The sequence below is a fragment of the Roseinatronobacter thiooxidans genome (assembly GCF_001870675.1).
GTDB lineage: Bacteria > Pseudomonadota > Alphaproteobacteria > Rhodobacterales > Rhodobacteraceae > Roseinatronobacter > Roseinatronobacter thiooxidans.
Genome location: NZ_MEHT01000017.1, coordinates 133,060 through 150,465, shown reverse-complemented (window position 1 = coordinate 150,465; position 17,406 = coordinate 133,060). Strand labels below are relative to the sequence as shown.

Genomic DNA, 17,406 nt, shown 5'->3' with positions numbered 1-17,406 from the left:
GGCAGGCGGTCAGCACGATTTTGCGCCGGGCCGAAGTTTCAATCCACGCCCCCGTGTGGGGGGCGACTATGCAGACAGACCCAAGCGCCCGCGTTGATCTGCGTTTCAATCCACGCCCCCGTGTGGGGGGCGACACAGACAGCAACCGGCCCCGCTGATTTCGGCTTTGTTTCAATCCACGCCCCCGTGTGGGGGGCGACGCGAGGCAACCGCAAGGTCTGGCGCGCCTCTTGTTTCAATCCACGCCCCCGTGTGGGGGGCGACAACGGTGTTTTGCCTGCCTTTGGGGATAAGCGCATGTTTCAATCCACGCCCCCGTGTGGGGGGCGACGCGCCAGTGTTGCCCTGATTGCGCAGATAGTCATGTTTCAATCCACGCCCCCGTGTGGGGGGCGACGGCAATATGGCTTCGGTGGTGCTGGTCGAGCGGGCGTTTCAATCCACGCCCCCGTGTGGGGGGCGACTTCTCTTCCACCCAGAGACGGGAGAGATGATATGGTTTCAATCCACGCCCCCGTGTGGGGGGCGACGTCGGTCATGTTTTCGCCGCTGCGGACTTGGCCTAGTTTCAATCCACGCCCCCGTGTGGGGGGCGACCAATGCGCCCCTTGATGATGGCCTAGATGAGGTGTTTCAATCCACGCCCCCGTGTGGGGGGCGACGCCTGCTCCAAATGCGCGCGGGCGCTGGTGCTGGTGTTTCAATCCACGCCCCCGTGTGGGGGGCGACCGGGGAATTCTTCATGCTGCACCAGATTTTGTGGGTTTCAATCCACGCCCCCGTGTGGGGGGCGACGTTTTACGATGGCCGGATATTGCAGGCAGCGCATGTTTCAATCCACGCCCCCGTGTGGGGGGCGACGCCCGCACAGCCGCACAGAAGCGCAGAGACAAGCGTTTCAATCCACGCCCCCGTGTGGGGGGCGACCGGAGCGAAAAAGGCGTGGGGCGAGTTTGCGAAGGTTTCAATCCACGCCCCCGTGTGGGGGGCGACCCTTATGGCTTAACAGAATGCTTTCATTGAGCAAAACCCTGTTTCTTTGCGAACATCTGTCAAAGCCAAGTCATCGCGTGCCCAATGTGGCAAACGGTATGAAAAAATTATGAACAATTTCAAAGAGCAGGGCGAAATGCGAACCTACCGGGGTTTTGGTGTCCGCTTGGGGTGCGCGGGACCCGCTTCCGGCCTGCGTCGAAACCGGTTAGATAATAAGGACACCGTCGAAATCTGTGGCGGGGTTTGCACCGTGATGCTCTACACGTCGCTTCCAGTTTGATCCAAGGTGGTAAAATCTGAGGCTGTCTTCCTTCTCGTTATATTCTGACAGCAGCCGCGCGCGCAATGCTGTAAAGGTTGCGGGGTCGACATCGCATTCGAAGACCGAATACTGCACGCGCTGCCCGAAATCGAGACAGGCTTGGGCTATCCGACGCAACCGGCGACGCCCAGCGGCGGTATCGGTTTTGACATCATAAGTGATCAGAACCAGCATTCCTATCTCCAGATGAATGCGGGGTATCCATCCAGATCGCCGCGCAGGTGCCGTGCCAGAAGTTGCGCCTGAACATAGGGAAACAACCCGAAGGGTAGTTTTTCTTTCAGGAAAACATGCTCGATCGGGCTGCGCTTGCGTTCCTGCCAGGCGGTCAGGACGGTTTTGCGCGCCTCATCAGACAGGACAACGCCGCCGGTTTCCTGATACTCGAAACTGCGCGGGCCAAGCTGACGGCGATTGATCAGCGACAGGCACAAGCGGTCAGCAAGTGGCGCGCGAAATTCTTCCATAAGATCAAGCGCAAGGCTGGCACGACCGGGACGGTCGCGATGCAGAAATCCCATCTGCGGATCAAGGCCCACGGCTTCCAGCGCAGCACGGCAATCCGCGGCCAGCAGCACATACAGGAACGACAACAGCGCATTTGCCGCATCGCGCGGCGGTCGGCGGGAGCGGCCGTTGAACGCCATGTCCTTCGCCCGGATCAGATTGGCAAAAACCGAGAAATAGGCGTTGGCTGCCTCGCCTTCCTGACCGCGCAGGTTGTCACCATCCGGTGCATCCAGCGCACGGCGCGCGACATCTGACAACCGACGTTCTGCAGCGTCCAGACGGCCATCGGGATCACCGTAATCGCGTATCGCCCGACGCAGCACACCGCGTTGATTGGCGGCCTTTGCCGCGACCATCGCGCGGGCCACAGGCAGTGGGTCATTCAGGGTGCGGTCATGCTGTACCCGACGCAACAGGACATTGCCGCTGACCGGCCCTTCGACACGGGCCAGAAACCGGCCCGACCACCCCAGATATGTGATACAGATACCAGCCTCAGCGCAGGCGTGCATCAGTTGCGGCGAAACGCCCACCTGCCCGAAACAGATGATTGCCCCAAGCAGATGCAACGGCGCGCGCCCGCGCTCCTTGCCTTCAAGCTGGACAACGACATTGGCGCCATCCTTATGCGCCCATGCCCCTTCGGACGTGATGTAAAGGGTATTTAGTAGCTTTTTCATTCCGGCACCCCCTGCGTCGCAATCGCGCGTTCCAGCCAGCGTGCGACAGTCTGGCTGCGCGCGGCGATTTGCGGAAGACAATCCTGCAGCAAAGAGCAGCGATCACAGCGCTCTGCCTTGTAGCCGGGCGTGGGCAATGTGCCAGCGTCACGGCAGGCGCGCACTGCATCCGCGACCGAAAGCGTCAATGCGCGCAACTCGGCGTCAAAGGGAACAAGGCTGCGTCGCCGGGTCTGGCCGTAGAAAAGCGCGCCTTCGGGTATGTTGCAGGCAAAGATTTCTTCAAGGCAAAGGGCTTGCGCGCAAAGCTGCACTTCATCGGCACGATGTGTTTTCGGTTTCCCGCGCTTGTATTCTACAGGATAGGGGCGCCCGCCGCGCAATTCCACGACATCGGCAACTCCATGCAGCCCAAATCGGTCTGACCGGATTTCGACCCCGCGCAGCATGCGGATGCCGGGGCGGCTTTCGGGACGGCCTAAATCGGCGCGTTCATGCAGCAGCCGCCCTTCTGCGGTAAAGGTGTTTTCGGCCCAGATCCGTTCGATATGGATCAGTGCATACTGGCGCGGGCAATAGAGCCAGTGCTGCAAGGCCGAAAGCGGGATGTCGTCAGATGCCGATGTCATCTTCATTCTTTCTGCAGACAGAACTGTGCAGATATCGCGGCCACCGATTATACCCGACAGAAGGGTTGTTCGCCCCAAGAATCAAGATAAGCTCTTGTTCCTTTTGTGTGATTTCCTTTCTGCTTGTTTCTTTCCGATACCAGAGAATTTGTTTTCTGATGGTAAAGTCAGACTGTTCGTCCAGGTTGAAATCAGCCGCAACCAACTCGGAGTTCACACTACCGAAATAGGTGAGCGTATCGGTCCGGTCCTGACCCACATATATCTTACCGTTCGGATAAGTAATCTTGTAGATCGCAGGCAATTGCAGGTCTCCCCTTGTCAGGTCACACTTCAGAAGGGTTCAATGATCTCTATGCCCTGTGGAAGGTGGTCGCTGTCCAGCGTGATCTGGTAGTCTGTGAACGCGCGTGCAGGGGGCAGATTATGGGTGCGCGGGTCACCGACCGGGATTGTGTCATCGCCAGAGCGGCGATGGACAGTAACGCGCTCGAACAACCTATGCGCCTGTGCATTGCCAAGCGCACTGTCATGACGAAATGCGATCAGGCGGCGCGCGGCCATTTCACCGCGCGCGGCGGAACGGTCAAGGTCAAGCATGTCGCGCAATGCGGTCCACAGGGTTTGCAGGTCATCCTCAGAGAAGCCGGTTTTCTCTGCCAATTTGGCATTGATGAACCCATGCGCACGATACAGGCCATAGGGCACGATGTGCTTGCGGCCCATGGTCCGTTCCTTGTCGCGGTCCTTTTCATTGGTAACCGATGATCGCGTGATCGAAATCTCCAGCGGCAGGATGGGTTCTTCCGATCGCGCGAAGGTAATCTGCACAGGGCCGCGCACCTGCCCGCAATTCACGCCTGTTGTCATCACGGCCCCGAAACTGCGGATGTCGAAGAAATTGGCGCACATCCAATCAGTCAAGGATCTCGCTTCAGCCTGATCCTTTGGCAAGTTGGAATAATCATTGCCCTTTGCCGGGGCGACACCTGTGGCGGTCCATGCTTCTTGATGGGCCTCGTTCAGGACGGCGCGTTCGCTCATGTAGATGCGATGCCCCGCATCGCCGCCATGCGAAGCCTCGACATAATTTCTGATCTTGCGCTTGATCGCTACATCCGACACCAGCCCCTGATTGGTTTCAGGGTCCATGCGCGGCAGGTTGCCTGCATCAGGGTCGCCATTCGGGTTGCCATTGGCCACATCGAAGAACAGCACAAAGTCATAACGGTTTTGTAGAGAAGTCATTCAAAATTCTCCAAGATTGGGTCGGCAGCGGCATCGGCGGCCTCTTCTGGTTTTTGAAAAAAGGCATTCCATTGGTGATAGAAGCCGACAAAGAATTTTCCTTGGTCATCCATGTTCAGGGACGTGGGCAAATCCTGCGCGCCATCAAGTAATTCAAGAATTGCCGAGACCGCGCGATCCGCCTTAACTCCGCTTCCGCGCCTCTGATCCGTAACCTTCATCAAGCCCGATCTGTTGTGCTCATAGCCACGCATCAACAAGGGGAAAACGCGCGCCGGATTGGCAGAAGCGCCAGCCAGATATTTGTCGCGGATCGTTGCGTTACGTTTTGCATAGCTTTGCTCGGCATAAGCATAGGCGGCGAACAATCGCCCAAGGCAATAGGCCGGGTTGGTATTGTCTGGATCGAGGCTCACGGGGATTCCCTCCTGTTTGGATGCTCGGTTGATGACGGCTTTGCAGATGGCGGCGCGGCGGCCATTGATGTCTCCATCCGCGCGGATGCGCCCGATCACGGCGGACAGAAGCATGCGCGGCAGAGGCTGTCCGGTCAGGACTGCACGCATCACCTGCCCGCCCAGAAGCGGAGAGATCGTCTCTGGCTTGGGCCTGCCGCCTACCCTGAGTGCGGTTTCATACAGCAGCGACCATACGGCAGGCGGGCCTTTCCATGGCGCGGGCAGAATGCTCAGGTCGTCCCAGAACTGCGTCACATTGCGCGCGAAATCCCCGAAGGTGCCGGGATACCAGAAGCGTACCGACAACCGCGCCGCATTGGGGGCAAGCCCCAGCATATAGACGCGCGCCTGCGGGTCCAGCCGTGGGTCGCCCCCTGCCCGCCCTTCGGCCACATTCTGCAGCGCCGCGCGCAATTCATTCCGGGCATCCATCTCGTCACGCGGATTAAGGGCATCACCCATCATGATGTCGCACATATTCGCAACTTCCGGGTCGGGCGCTTCGGCCCAGAACGCGACAGTCGTATCTGCAATGCGGATGTTGCGCGTGGACCCGCGCGCCAAAAGCGCGTTCAGCGCCGTGCCATAGGCGAAGGCCGCGGCTTCGGATACCGGCGCATTGTCGCCCTGAGTCTTTCCGTAACTGCTCGCCGCGCCTCTTTCATCCTTAGAACCGATATTGAATGAAACGATAGCGGCTTGCTTGTCCGATATGCTGCCAAACATTGGGTGCAACCGTGTAATCGGCGCAATTTCTCCATAAACCAAGCAAGTGGCAGTATGGGCATCCGACACGGCGATGGGAAGTTTCCTGATCGCGGCTCGTTCGTGTGCAAATCCTCTCTCACCGCCTGCATCTATCTCAAAAACGATATTTGTTTTCAGAAGTTCGGGCGAGAAGCCTGGCAGGCGTTCGATCTCTGCTGGTTTCCAATTTTCAAGGAACTTCGCTACTGATAGAAGCACCAAGTCATCTGTATCCTTCAAAAGATCGAGGTGCTTCTCCCTGAAGGCAGAAAACTTTTCGTGGGCATTGTCGGAAGTCAGAGAGAGCTTCTTCTCTGAATTAGCAGAAACCCCCAATGAATATGGGCTGGGATCCCAAAGAAATCCGGGAACGATCTTTAAACCTCGACGGTCTTTTGGTGGCTCAGGCACCGCCATGGGCACCGGCGCGGGTTTCTTGCCTGCAAGGCTGCGCTTGTCAGCCAACCGTAGCGGTGTGCCATCCGTATCCAGCACCACAGCGAAGGAAATATTCTCGGTCGAGAAACCGGGGCGCGGGGCTTCGCCCTTCTCTGCCATGCGGTCATACAACCGCGCGAGGGATGCCAGAATAGTCATCGCACCATTCCCCCGTCGCGCGCGGCGGCCACATCAATCACCCCGTCCACCAGTTCGGCGCGGAAAAACTGCGGCGTCCGGTCATTTGCGAAATCTATGTCATAAAGCATCCAGCCCAGATCCTGCTGACCCCTGAGCGCAGATTGCGGCGCATCCTCCACCCAGTCGAAACTGGCCGCAAATTCGCGCAGGCCAAGCGCGGGTCGGTGAAAACACTGCCCCTTCTGCGCGCGACGGCGAAAAATGTCGAAATGCTTGGCCGGGGTGTCATCACCGGCCTTGTCCGTCATCTCGAAATGCGCCTCGATCACATAGGCCACATTACGCAATGCAAGCGTAGCACGTTGCTGACGATGGTCATCCACCGCCATATGCAGCCCTGACAGATCGCCCGAGACCATCGCGGATTTTGCATTGCGCGCCGAGATTTTCGCGCCGACCTCGTTCTTACGGATATTTTCAAACCGGATGGGGTTGAGGACATGAATGCGGTCAACCACCCATGAAATTGCCGGTTTCCAATGCACCGCTTCCAGAATGCCGCGCGCAGCTGATGGGGTGATCACATCGTAAGAGACGCGCTCGACCTTCATTTCCGGGCGGGTGAAACAGGCATACTCGCCCCAGATATGCAGTTTGATGCCGTAGCTCACGCAGCCCTCCCTAAATAATTACATTCCCCAGATCTTCTGGATCTTCCGGCGAAAACCCCGCCTCCTCATCATACAGACGAATATTATCCAGAACGACAAACTGATCCCCGAACTCATCCGGCCGCACCATATGGGCCGCGCCGAGGCGCACCAGTTCATTGCGGATGCGGGGTGCCACCGAAACAGTGAAGCGCTGCATAGCCCGCGCAATGGCGCCGGGATATTTACCATGCTCCAGCAAATTTACGCCCGCACGGTCCAGACCATAAGGACCGACCCCGATGATCAACGGGCGGGTCACTTCCTCGATCAAGCGGAAATCGGCGGCAATATCGGCAAAGGGAAATTCGAATTTTGCCTCGGCAATCCGTCGCATGATCTGCCGACTGTCCAGATCGGCACTGCGGTCCCAGTACAGCCGCTTGAAATATGCGCATACGGCATCGGGGTGCAGCGGGTCGGGATAGTCGCGCATAACATCGCGGGCAATAGTGGCATTCAGTGCAAGTTCGGGCGGCGGCGGAAACCCGTCTTCGGGTTCAAAGACAAACACCTGCCCCTTGTCCAGAAGCCCGTTGCGATTGCAGCGCCCTGCGGCCTGAACAATGGAATCCAGCCCCGCGACAGCACGCCAGACTTCAGGGAAATCCAGATCCACGCCAGCCTCTACCAGAGCTGTCGAAATTACGGGGCCATCATAGCCATCCTTGATCCGGGCCAAAACCTGCTGGCGGTGCCGTGCGGTCATATTGGTGCTCAGATGAAGGGCAGTTCCCTTTCCGAGCAGGCCGAACAAAGCGCGTGCTTGGCGCTTGTTGTTGACAATCACCAGCGCCTTGCGCCCGGCGACACGCTGCGCAAGCGCGTCATTGCTCAATGTGCCCACTTTCTGCACATTCACCCGAGTCAGCTGGGCATACAGGCGGTCCGGGTCGGGGGCGATTTCGCGGGTTTCGGCTTTTACAATCGCCTCTGGCACGTTCAGCCCGTCATCATCACTGATCGCTGGTTGCGTCGCGGTGCATAGCACCACCGAACAGCCATAGCCACGTGTCAACTCCTTCAACGCGGCCAGACAGGGGCGCAAAAAATTCACCGGTAGCGATTGAGCTTCGTCAAGGATAATCACTGAACGCGCCATATTGTGCAGCTTGCGGCATTTTTGCGTGCGGTTGGCGAACAGGCTCTCGTAAAGTTGCACCGCTGTCGTTACGATGATTGGGCGGTCCCAGTTCTGCGCAGCCAGTTTCATGCGTTCGGCAGCATCTTCATCGTCTTTATTGTCGATGTCCTGCAGATCAAAGGCGGAATGATGCTCCAGCACGGCATCCTTGTCGCCAAGGGCTTTGCGAAACACATCTGCTGTCTGTTCGATGATCGCCGTAAACGGCGCTACATAGATCACGCGGCGCAACCCATGCGCCACGGCATGATCCAGCGCAAACCGCAGCGAAGCGTAGGTCTTGCCCCCGCCCGTCGGCACTGTCAGCGAAAAGAACCCCGGTTCCAGTGCCGCGCTATTTGCGGCTGCCGCAAGAACCTCTGCGCGAAGCCGGTTCAACAGCGTCTTGGGCGGTGGGAACGCGCCAAGCGTCAGTGACAGTGCATCGCGCAACCCCCGCAAGTCCGCCTGTGTGCCGCGTGGTGCGCCGGGGGTATAGAAGCGTTCGGTTTCAATGAAATCCGCGTCTACAAGGGTTGAAAACAGCATCCGGGTGAAGAACTGCACTTCAAAATACGGATCCTTGGGAAGGCCAGTCAAAGGTGTGGATAGTGTCTGCTCCGGCAGGCACACCCCATCCGGCAGCGCGACATCCTCGCTTTGCTCCAACCGCTCGCGCAGGGCAGTCGACGGCTTCCCATACGAGCGCGCCAGACCATTGGGCAAGCCCGAATGGTGGCCCGCAATACAAAACGCAACCAGCTTGCCATTCACACCCCTTATATGCGCATCCGCATATCGCGCACCTTCGCCGCTATGCGAGGTGTTGTTAGGGTGGCCATGCAATTTGTCCTGAAATCTCGGCTTTACCTTGCCAAGATCATGTAACCAACCTGCGGCCTCTGCCAAAGGTTGTGCGCCGATTACAGCTGCGTTCTCACCAGCCGTGCGTGCCACGGCTGCAAGATGATCTTCCAGCGTTTCCCAACAATCTTTTGGCTGACCACTTACAGAGTGAGCATAATTAATCAAAGTCTATCCTAGGCGGTACTACTGAAAGTATTGCAAGTTGATTGTGTTGTCGACGACTAACAGCAACTTGCCCCATTGCGCTGGAATGAAGCAAGTCATTTATTCCCCCCTCAATTCTTTTGAACAGCTCGGTCCGGCATCGTCAAATCATGTTCAATTTCAATTTTTTAGCACTTAGTCATCGCGGGTGGCGCATATGGCAATACTTAACCCTCGAATCAATTCTGCTTGGCGTTCGTTGGACACTGGACAATAGGCGCTAATCGTTGTGACAACAGAGTCGTGTCCGAGATTCTGCGACCACGCCTTGAACTGCTCTCGCGTAGCGCACTTTTGATCACCGTATTTCACCAGCATCTTACGGAAGCTGTGCGGCCCAAACGGCGGAAGGCCAGCGTTGATGAAGGCATCCTTGATTACTTCGCGGATCTTTCCAGCGTTTCCATAAATGGTACGCGAGAGGCCAATCGTGGCGAAACAGCCGTCAATCAGGCCCTGTTCAGGTTTGGGGAACAAGGCATCTTCATGCCCGAACAAACGATCCTGACGCAAGTGGGTAATCCAGTCGATGAGGCTTTCGAGATAGACAGCATCGACAGGGAAAAACCAGGTTGTGAAGGTCTTGGCGAACTTGGTCTTCACATCGCGCGCATCCTGATAGAAACAGCCTTCGTCCAGATTAATGTGCTTGAGGCGAACCGAAGCAATGGCACCGTCACGCGCGCCCGTGAGCATCAGAAAGGCAAAGATCGCCCGATTGCGTTTCTCTACCGCGGTCCCACTTGGCATCAGCGAGAACGCGTGACGGCACTGCTCCATCGTCGGATAAGGTGTGTCGCGGTCGGTATGGGCGATGCGGGCATCCTTACGGTTCAGATTGAAGTATTCCGCATCGGCATAGCTGATGCGAGACTTGTAGCCCGGCTGACCCGAGAGCCACTGGAAGAAAACCTTTACCAGACGCAGGGTTCCGTCAATCGTTGCCTTAGACAACGGCTTGCCTGTGCGGCTATTGGCATCGCCTTCAAGCTGACGTTTGAAACTGGTCGCCTGATCGATATGAAACCGCTTGAACGGCTTGCAGCCAGTGCTCCGTTCGAACTTGAGGATCGCGTCTGCCGCCTTGTCAACGGTCGCATGATCGGCCCGCTTCGCCTCGCGCAGGAAGGTGAGGTAACGGCGCTTAATACGCTCGTTTTCTTCGTGAATTTTGCGTGTCATTGGATGCTCCTGTTCAAGTGACAACTGCAGTTAGGTTTCGATGTATCCTTTAGGCTGTGAGTGTCTGCTTGCTGGCGATGTCAAAGATGCGCGCGAACTCAGGCAGCGCGCGGGCGCTGATCATCCGGTTGCAGGTGCCACCGCAGACCTCGCAAAGGCCGACAAGGCGCGAGATTGTAGCAGTCTGACGGATTTCGTCGGCCATCAAACCCAGCGGCTGACGCGGTGCTTTGCAGGACAGGCAATACAGCTCGTTCGGGGCAAGTTTGACCTTCTTGCTGGCGCTCTGATCTGCGAGGAATTTTTTCAGGTCATCGCCAACAATCAGATAGGGGCGATTTCCGGTCAGCACGCGCAGGCCCATCCCTGCCCAGTTGCGCACGGTGCGGGTCGAACATCCCAGCACCTCCGCAACTTCGGGGATCGTGTAGCTGCGTGCGGCTTTGATCTTCTTGGACTTCGGATACTTATACATCCCCAGCATCCTCGGACTCGAACAAGGACCGAATGTCCTCTGCCTTCCAGACAGTGGTGCGAGGACCCAGCTTATGAGGCTTCGGGAAGCGGCCATCCTTCACACCCTGCCACCAAGTCGATTTGGAAACGGGGATCGGCCCTGCGGGAGCAAGGATGGACGACAAGCGGACATAGCCTGTCCGAGGAAAAGGATGGTTGGGCATTTTGGTGCACCTCATAGCGATTGCGTCTGAGGTGATGTTGCCAAGTCCGACTAAGTCGGAGGACGATCAGCGCTCTCGCTAACCAAATAGAGATGTGGTCCGACTTATTCCGCCTTAACGGGGGTTCTTATCCTTCTTAATCCGCCCAGAGGCCCCGGTATCCTCCAGCACCTCAGTATCAAGTAGCACTGAACCGCTTCTGAGGTGCTTTCTGATCGTTTCGAGATTGATCCCTACGCCGAGAAGATTCATGTCTGATTCGATTTCAGAAGGTATTGTGCTGCGTTCTGCCCTGGGATCGTAGCCATACCCATTCACGGCTAGGGCGATGATCAACTTCAGCATAGTAGACCTTTCCCTTGGGTCTAGCGGCTTGTCATCGGCAGCATTGGAACGGCCCAGCTTTGATTTCTTTCCAATGCCGAGAGCATGGTATTTGTCAGCCGCTGCCAAAAGCTGTTCCGGCACGTCCAGTTCAACCTTATCAAACCATCGCACCAAGTCTGGGACGCTGTTCCGGCATGGCGCAGCGACACTGCTCCAATCGAAGTTGTCTTCAATCAAGGCGCGCCTTTTGAAGTAGAAGGCAAGAACATCACTTTGAACCGGCATCCCATCGGTCCCCTCCAGCAAATCGCCACATGGTTCAAATCCAATGGAAAGAGCGGCGGCTTCGTCTAGGGACCATCTTTGCATTCTTGCCCAGTGCTGCACATCTGCTTCACGGCCTTCAACGCCGAAACCGCCCGCAAACCAGACTGGTTCCTGCCTGAACACCGCTCTCAGCTCAGAGAGCGTGAGGCGTTCTGCCATGGTATGCGCTGGGTTGCTGACCTCTCCTCTGAGGTCGAATCGCTCGAAAAACTCCGCGTCCGTCATGTCCTGCAAGGTTTCCTTGCAGACCTTGATTGAAAGAGCCAAATCAAAAGCAAAGCCATCAAAGACGTCCGGATGGTACGGACCCCTGATGTTGTGGATGACAGGTTTTCTCCATTTCAATAGCCTGCCATAGCGACGTTGCAATATCTTCGTCGTGATGTAAGCCCGCGACGGTTCGTTTGACACATGACCACCCTTCTACCGTTAGTTGGGCGATCCTGCCTCCACCTCATCCAAATATCCAGCCCACCAATCGGCAAGTCGTACACGTTCTTCCCAAAACTCGCCACGGGCATAGATCCGGCGGATCTTGTTACCATCAACATGGGCTAAGGCACGCTCTATTGCGTCTGGGTTCCACAGCCCGCTTTCATTGGCCAAGGTCGAGAATGTTGCGCGGAACCCATGCGCTGTCATTTCATCCCCATCATAGCCCAAGCGACGAAGCGCGCCGTTCAGAGTATTCTCACTCATTGGACGCAACATCGACCTCAACGAGGGGAACAGGAAGACGCCATTGCCGGTGATGCGCTTCAAGTCTTTCAGCAAACCTAAAGCCTGCGCAGGCAGCGGCACAGAATGCGGCATGCGCATCTTCATCCTCTCGGCAGGGATCAACCAGATCGCCTTTTCAAGATCAAACTCTGCCCACGTCGCCTGCCGCAACTCACCTGGTCGCTGGGCGAGAATGGCGAGTAACCGCAACGCGATCCGTGTCGTTACCTGCCCCTGAAACCTGTCTATCGAACGCAACAAGCCACCAAATTCTTTTGGATCCGTGATGGCAGAGCGCGATTTGACCTTGGGTCGAATAAGGGCATCCCGCAACGCAAAGGTGGGGTCGTGTTCGACAACACCGGATGCAATGGCATAGCGGAAGACCGCACCGATCTTGGCGCGAAGTCGCTTGGCGGTCTCGTGGTTTCCCTTTGCCTCGACCATGCGGAGGCAGGCTAGAACCATGGGCGACGTCACTTCTGCGATGGGCTTATTTCCGAACGCATCAATTGCCATGCCCAGAAGCCATTCCGTCTTGATCTTGGTGGCGTCCGCGCGCCCTTCCTTTTCGGCCTTGGATTTGTAGGCTTCCGCGAGCTTCGCAAAAATCGACTCCTGCACAAGCAGTTTCTGGCGCTTCTCTTCCTTCTTGACCTCGCCCGGATCTTCACCAGCGGCAAGTCGTGCTCTGGCATCGTCGCGCAACTTGCGTGCCTGTGCGAGAGAGATCGCCGGATAGGCGCCAAAGGACAACCGCTTCTCGCGGCCATCGATCCGGTACTTCATATGCCACAGACGCGAACCAGACGGAGCGATCGTCACGTAGAGCCCTTGGAAGTCCGAAACCTTGTAGGGTTTGTCCTTTGGTTTCAGGTTTCGAATCTGAGTATCGGTCAATGGCATCTGGGGGCATCACTTTTCTGCATCACTCGCGATGCCCCCGCAGATGCCCCCAAACCGGGGGCATCCTATCGGACTAGGCTGAACGCGATCGGACAACAAGCATCACAAAAACCTTTATAAACTAAGGATTTCCGGATGTCATTGGATGATTTTGGATGAGAAAGTGGTGCCGCTGAAGGGACTCGAACCCCCGACCCCATCATTACGAATGACGTGCTCTACCAACTGAGCTACAGCGGCACCTTGAGTTGCGCTTTAGCATCGGTTTTCTGCGGCGACCAGACCCTTTAAGCGGTTTTATTCACCGGGTCCGCGCTTTCGACAACATCGCCCTCGACAACCGCATCAGCCGTTTCGACAGGTTTCGGCAGGCTGCCCACGATCAGCGGCAACAGCTCTGTCTGAGTGGCAGATGGGCCAGTGCTGTCTGGCGCTTCGCGCCATTCCAGCGTATCGAACGCACCGCAATTGTCGCAGATCGCCTGCCAGGTTGCATGCACATGCTGACATTTTGTGCATACCCATTGCGGGCCACGCTTGGCAGTCAAGGCGCGCGCCAGCCAGCCGCGCACAACCGCATCATCCGCGCCTTCTCCCCGCTCGATTGCGGCCATAATGGTCAGGGCGCGCACAGTTGGGGCGCTTTCATACACGGTGCCCAAGGCGCGGCGCGCGCCGGGGAAATCCTCGGTCATGATCAGCAACTCGGCGCGCAGCAGCTTGGTTTCGGCGGCGTCAGGATGCATGCGCAGCAGCTTTTCAAAACGGGCCTTGCGCTGTAGCGGTGTCTCGTCTTTTTCAATGGCGGCAAAGGCTGCGGCCAGTTCGGGGTGCGGCTGCACCTTCCAAGCCCGTTTGATGGCCTTGGCGGCATAATTGCTTTTGCCCTGTGCGCTCAAAGCCTGCGCTGCGGCAACTGCGGCGGGAATCAGATCGGGCGAAAGACGGTTTGCCTCGATCGCGGCTTCGCGCGCACGCGGCAGATCGCCTTGGGCAGCAAGTTTGTCCGCTTCCTGAAGTGCAAGGATCGCATCGCGCCTGCGCCAGACATCACGCGGCAGGCTGCCAGAGGTTTTCTTCAACAAAAGCGTCTTGCGCGCCCCGCCCCAATCTTCAGCCTCTGTCTGCAATTGCAGCAATGTGTTCTGCGTGGCCTCATGGGCGGGCTGCATTTCCAGCGCCTTGGCCGCAAGAGCGCGCGCCTTGTCTTTGTCGCCCTGATCCAATTTCGACCGGATCAACCCCTGCACAGCCACAAACCGGCTGCGATTGTCATCGAGAAGCGCCTTATAGCGTTCTTCTGCCAAGGCACGGTTGCCCTTTGTCTCGGCGGCCTGTGCGACCAGAAGATTGGTCATAACCGGACGGTTCAGCAGCTTATGGGCTTTCTCGGCTTTGGCGATCGCGGTTTTTCCGTCGCCTTCGGCCTGTGCCACCATTGCCAGCAACAGTGCATCCAGCCCGCGCTTTTCGCGGTTGCGCATGAAGAAGCGCCGCACGGCTGTTTCGTCGCCATTCATGAAACGCAACACCGCAAAGGCCAGCCCGATCAGTTTCAGCACCAGCCACAGGCCCACCAGAAACACACCCAGCGCAATCAGCGCCTGAATGGGGCCAAGTACAAACTCCATATCAAAAATACGCAAGCCGACGGTCTGGTTGCTGTCCATCAACTGGCCCGCGCCATAGGCAAGCGCAACAACCAGCACAACAAAGAGCAGGATCTTGAATAATGTCCAGAACATAGAGACTTCCTTACTCTGTCGTGACGGTGTTGATCAGTTCGGGCAAAGCATCGCGTGCGGCAAGGCGCGCGCGCGCGGCGCCCAGCCAGTCGCCCATCGCGGCCTGTGCGGGCGCAGGCAATGCGTCAATCTCGGACAAGGTGGTGTCAAGATCGCCTGCCTCTATCGCGGCCCCTGCGCGCGACAGCACTGCATCGGGGTCATCGCCCGCGCGCGGCGCGGTCGAGCGTGCACCGGTCTGCGCACGCAGGAAATTGCCCAGCCTGTCAGCAGTGCTTTCTGTCGGTGCCCCCTGCAAGGCTTCGCGCAAGGCCGCACGCGCGGCCTGCGGGAAGCTGTCTTGCAGCATCTCGATGGTTGGCACACCTGTTGATGCAGGCGCCGCCAACGCTTCGGGGACACTGACACCCGCCTGTTCCAAGCGCGCAACGGCATCTGCATAGGCAACGCCCGTTTCAAGTGCGGCGCGCAGGCTGTCCAGTCCAGATTGCGCCAATGCGGCGTCGACAGCGGCTTCTGCCGCGATCACACGCCGCTCGCCCAAGTCACGCAAATCGGCCACATCCACCCCAAGGGCGGAAATTCCGCTTTGGGCATCTGCAACTGCTGCGCGCAGGCTGTCGAGTTCCTGTGTCATATTGTCGGCTTGCTGCGACAGGCGCGCATCCAGATCATCCAGCCGTGCCTGAAGCGCGCCCGTATCATTGCCCCCGCCCGCAGCGATCAGCGCGCGCAATTCCGAAACCTCGGCGCTAAGGTCAACGGGTTCGCCCGTCTCCGACATCTGAGGCAGCTCTGCGATCTGGTCACGCAGGGTGGCGATTTCCGCTTCCAATGCGCCCAGTTCCACTGGTGCGCGCGCGGCTTCAAGGTCCGACCGCAGGCTTGCCACGTCGCTGCGCAGCTGCTCAAGCGCGCCGTTGTCGCCCGCTTGTGGCGCGCCGAAATAGGCAGCGCCATAGCCGATACCGCCTGCCAGCACACCCCCAAGCAGTAAGGGAAACAGCCCCCCCTTACGCTCTGGCGCAGCCGCAGGGGGTGCGACATTTTTTCCGCTGTCCGTATCGGTGCTATCCGTGGTGCGCGCTTCTTCTTGCCCTTCAAGTTCGGGTGCCGCAGCGATGGGTGCACCCTCTGGCGCTCTGTCCGTTTCTGAAATTTCGGGGTTGCGCGTTTCTTCAGGGGCGGATTGCAGCGAATTATCGTCTGCTGGGGCAGGAGTATCTGTCATGTCTGCCCGCGCTTCCTCAGGGGTGGTTGCGGACAGGCCCATGGGCGCGTCGCTTTCCTCATCCGGCTTTTCACCCGCAGCCGTCGCCGCAGGCACTGGCGCGTCAGGTTCGGCAGGATCGGCTTCGGGCATGATTGTGGATGGCGAAATATCTTTGGCCAGTTGCGATTCGTCTGCGGTCGCTATCGCGGCTTCCTGCACCACCTCGCGCGCTTGCCGGTCTTCGGTGGGCCTTGGCGTGGTGGTGCCCGCAGCACTGTCAGGGGGGCTGGTTTCCGCATCACTGGACGTGTCTACAGTGTCGGAAACGGCTGTCTCATCTGGGTCAGGGGTGCGTGAGGGGTCGGAACCTGTGGTATCCTGGCCGGTATTTGACGGGCCTTTTTTTCTGGTCGTTCTTCGCGCCAAATTCTTACCCTCGCTCCCCAGTGCTGCGGTGCAGCTGCATATCTATACCGATTACCTTATCGCGGCTTTCGCTAAGGCTCAAGCGTCTGCTGCACCGACATAAGTGCCGCACAGACAGAAGCCGCATCCGGACTGGCTGCGACATGGCGACTGGCGGTTGGCATCTGCCCCACTGCGTCAATCGCTGCCGCACTGATGCCTACCAGATGCAGCCGCGTGGCACCCGCCCCGCAATCCTGAACGGCCTGCGCCAACAAACGGGCAGAGCGTGGCGAGAAAACAGGCACCACAACATCGCCCCCCGCGCGCAGCCACGCGCAAGCGGCCACGCTCGGGCGGCATGACACCTGTTCATAGCCCACCACAGACCTTGCCTCTTGCCCCTGCGCTTGCAACGCCGCGGCGATATCTGCTGCGACATGATGACCCCTGACATGCACAACCGGCGCGGGCGGAGGGGATTGGGCCAGATCGGCCAGCAAGGCCTTTGCATCGCCCCCCGACTGGTGAACATGCAAGAACCCCGCATCGCGCGCCACCTCTGCCGTGCGTGGCCCCACAGCCCAGATCACCCAGTCGCGCCTGTCTGTTGCCTGAACCAGCGCGCTGACAGCATGCTGCGATGTGACAACCAATGTGCGCGCATCGGCAAAATCGCCCTCTTGCAGCGGGTGCAAGACGATTTCCAGCAAAGGCGCGATGATAATTTCGCCCCGCCAGCCTGCCTGCCGCGCTTGGTCAGCGAAGCGGGCCGACTCGGGGCGTGGTCGTGTCAGCACAAGGCATGGGCGCTGGGGCATGTTTGAT

16 protein-coding genes, 1 tRNA gene and 1 CRISPR repeat array (1 of these 18 only partly in view) are annotated in these 17,406 nt (G+C 58.3%); all 17 genes read right to left on the bottom strand.

Translation table 11 applies throughout. The features are described 5' to 3' along the window. A CRISPR array of direct repeats spans positions 1–993; the repeat unit is 32 nt; unit sequence GTTTCAATCCACGCCCCCGTGTGGGGGGCGAC; it reaches 1,625 nt to the left of the window's first position. A gap of 208 nt (positions 994–1,201) precedes the next feature. The 17 genes from cas2 to BG455_RS09315 all read right to left on the bottom strand — a co-directional run bounded on the left by cas2 (position 1,202) and on the right by BG455_RS09315 (position 17,399). Beyond that, positions 1,202–1,492: a CRISPR-associated endonuclease Cas2 gene (gene cas2, locus BG455_RS09390; protein WP_071469725.1), complete on the bottom strand. Its 291-nt coding sequence runs from the start codon at positions 1,490–1,492 to the stop codon at positions 1,202–1,204. A 2-nt stretch (positions 1,493–1,494) separates the two neighbouring features. After that, positions 1,495–2,508 (bottom strand): type I-C CRISPR-associated endonuclease Cas1c, encoded by a 1,014-nt coding sequence (gene cas1c / locus BG455_RS09385; protein ID WP_071469724.1) that lies wholly within the window; start codon positions 2,506–2,508, stop codon positions 1,495–1,497. Further along, a complete protein-coding gene (cas4, locus tag BG455_RS09380) occupies positions 2,505–3,143 on the bottom strand; it encodes a CRISPR-associated protein Cas4 (protein WP_245735510.1) in 639 nt (212 codons plus the stop codon). Before cas4 ends, cas1c begins: the two co-directional genes overlap by 4 nt. After that, positions 3,121–3,441 carry a GIY-YIG nuclease family protein gene (locus BG455_RS09375; protein ID WP_071469722.1) on the bottom strand — a complete coding sequence of 107 codons (321 nt, stop codon included), beginning with the start codon at positions 3,439–3,441 and terminating at the stop codon, positions 3,121–3,123. The genes cas4 and BG455_RS09375 overlap by 23 nt, the downstream gene beginning before the upstream one ends. A gap of 29 nt (positions 3,442–3,470) precedes the next feature. Beyond that, on the bottom strand, positions 3,471–4,385 hold the full coding sequence (gene cas7c / locus BG455_RS09370; protein WP_071469721.1) for a type I-C CRISPR-associated protein Cas7/Csd2: 915 nt from the start codon (positions 4,383–4,385) through the stop codon (positions 3,471–3,473). Beyond that, positions 4,382–6,187, bottom strand: coding sequence for a type I-C CRISPR-associated protein Cas8c/Csd1 (gene cas8c, locus BG455_RS09365; protein WP_071469720.1), 1,806 nt, complete (start codon positions 6,185–6,187; stop codon positions 4,382–4,384). The genes cas7c and cas8c overlap by 4 nt, the downstream gene beginning before the upstream one ends. Next, positions 6,184–6,840 carry a type I-C CRISPR-associated protein Cas5c gene (cas5c, locus tag BG455_RS09360; RefSeq protein WP_071469719.1) on the bottom strand — a complete coding sequence of 219 codons (657 nt, stop codon included), beginning with the start codon at positions 6,838–6,840 and terminating at the stop codon, positions 6,184–6,186. Before cas5c ends, cas8c begins: the two co-directional genes overlap by 4 nt. Positions 6,841–6,850: 10 nt before the next feature. After that, positions 6,851–9,034 (bottom strand): CRISPR-associated helicase/endonuclease Cas3, encoded by a 2,184-nt coding sequence (locus BG455_RS09355; protein ID WP_071469718.1) that lies wholly within the window; start codon positions 9,032–9,034, stop codon positions 6,851–6,853. Between the two features lie 174 nt (positions 9,035–9,208). Continuing rightward, positions 9,209–10,255 carry a tyrosine-type recombinase/integrase gene (locus tag BG455_RS09350; RefSeq protein WP_071469717.1) on the bottom strand — a complete coding sequence of 349 codons (1,047 nt, stop codon included), beginning with the start codon at positions 10,253–10,255 and terminating at the stop codon, positions 9,209–9,211. 49 nt (positions 10,256–10,304) lie between these two features. Further along, positions 10,305–10,730, bottom strand: coding sequence for a helix-turn-helix domain-containing protein (locus BG455_RS09345; protein WP_170124743.1), 426 nt, complete (start codon positions 10,728–10,730; stop codon positions 10,305–10,307). Continuing rightward, entirely contained in the window at positions 10,723–10,935 is a 213-nt protein-coding gene (locus BG455_RS16870; RefSeq protein ID WP_084386227.1) for a helix-turn-helix transcriptional regulator, read from the bottom strand. The genes BG455_RS09345 and BG455_RS16870 overlap by 8 nt, the downstream gene beginning before the upstream one ends. Before the next feature lie 114 nt (positions 10,936–11,049). Beyond that, positions 11,050–12,000 (bottom strand): hypothetical protein, encoded by a 951-nt coding sequence (locus BG455_RS09340; protein WP_071469715.1) that lies wholly within the window; start codon positions 11,998–12,000, stop codon positions 11,050–11,052. Between the two features lie 18 nt (positions 12,001–12,018). Continuing rightward, positions 12,019–13,215: a tyrosine-type recombinase/integrase gene (locus tag BG455_RS09335; RefSeq protein ID WP_071469714.1), complete on the bottom strand. Its 1,197-nt coding sequence runs from the start codon at positions 13,213–13,215 to the stop codon at positions 12,019–12,021. Positions 13,216–13,379: 164 nt separating this feature from the next. Continuing rightward, positions 13,380–13,455, bottom strand: a tRNA-Thr gene (locus tag BG455_RS09330). A 47-nt stretch (positions 13,456–13,502) separates the two neighbouring features. Further along, the gene (locus BG455_RS09325) at positions 13,503–14,960 is read right to left on the bottom strand and encodes a heme biosynthesis protein HemY (protein ID WP_071469713.1); all 1,458 of its coding nucleotides are present in this window, start codon (positions 14,958–14,960) and stop codon (positions 13,503–13,505) included. Between the two features lie 10 nt (positions 14,961–14,970). Continuing rightward, positions 14,971–16,599: a hypothetical protein gene (locus BG455_RS09320; protein ID WP_071469712.1), complete on the bottom strand. Its 1,629-nt coding sequence runs from the start codon at positions 16,597–16,599 to the stop codon at positions 14,971–14,973. Positions 16,600–16,670: 71 nt separating this feature from the next. Continuing rightward, positions 16,671–17,399, bottom strand: coding sequence for a uroporphyrinogen-III synthase (locus BG455_RS09315; RefSeq protein ID WP_071469711.1), 729 nt, complete (start codon positions 17,397–17,399; stop codon positions 16,671–16,673). Between the last annotated feature and the right edge of the window lie 7 nt (positions 17,400–17,406).

Excerpts from the sequence above, each read along its gene's own strand:
- BG455_RS09345 (WP_170124743.1), bottom strand. The coding sequence starts at position 10,730 with ATGTATAAGTATCCGAAGTCCAAGAAGATCAAAGCCGCACGCAGCTAC.
- BG455_RS09350 (WP_071469717.1), bottom strand. The coding sequence starts at position 10,255 with ATGACACGCAAAATTCACGAAGAAAACGAGCGTATTAAGCGCCGTTAC.
- BG455_RS09325 (WP_071469713.1), bottom strand. The coding sequence starts at position 14,960 with ATGTTCTGGACATTATTCAAGATCCTGCTCTTTGTTGTGCTGGTTGTT.
- cas7c (WP_071469721.1), bottom strand. The coding sequence starts at position 4,385 with ATGACTTCTCTACAAAACCGTTATGACTTTGTGCTGTTCTTCGATGTG.
- BG455_RS09335 (WP_071469714.1), bottom strand. The coding sequence starts at position 13,215 with ATGCCATTGACCGATACTCAGATTCGAAACCTGAAACCAAAGGACAAA.
- cas8c (WP_071469720.1), bottom strand. The coding sequence starts at position 6,187 with ATGACTATTCTGGCATCCCTCGCGCGGTTGTATGACCGCATGGCAGAG.
- BG455_RS09315 (WP_071469711.1), bottom strand. The coding sequence starts at position 17,399 with ATGCCCCAGCGCCCATGCCTTGTGCTGACACGACCACGCCCCGAGTCG.
- BG455_RS16870 (WP_084386227.1), bottom strand. The coding sequence starts at position 10,935 with ATGCCCAACCATCCTTTTCCTCGGACAGGCTATGTCCGCTTGTCGTCC.
- cas2 (WP_071469725.1), bottom strand. The coding sequence starts at position 1,492 with ATGCTGGTTCTGATCACTTATGATGTCAAAACCGATACCGCCGCTGGG.
- cas4 (WP_245735510.1), bottom strand. The coding sequence starts at position 3,143 with ATGAAGATGACATCGGCATCTGACGACATCCCGCTTTCGGCCTTGCAG.
- cas1c (WP_071469724.1), bottom strand. The coding sequence starts at position 2,508 with ATGAAAAAGCTACTAAATACCCTTTACATCACGTCCGAAGGGGCATGG.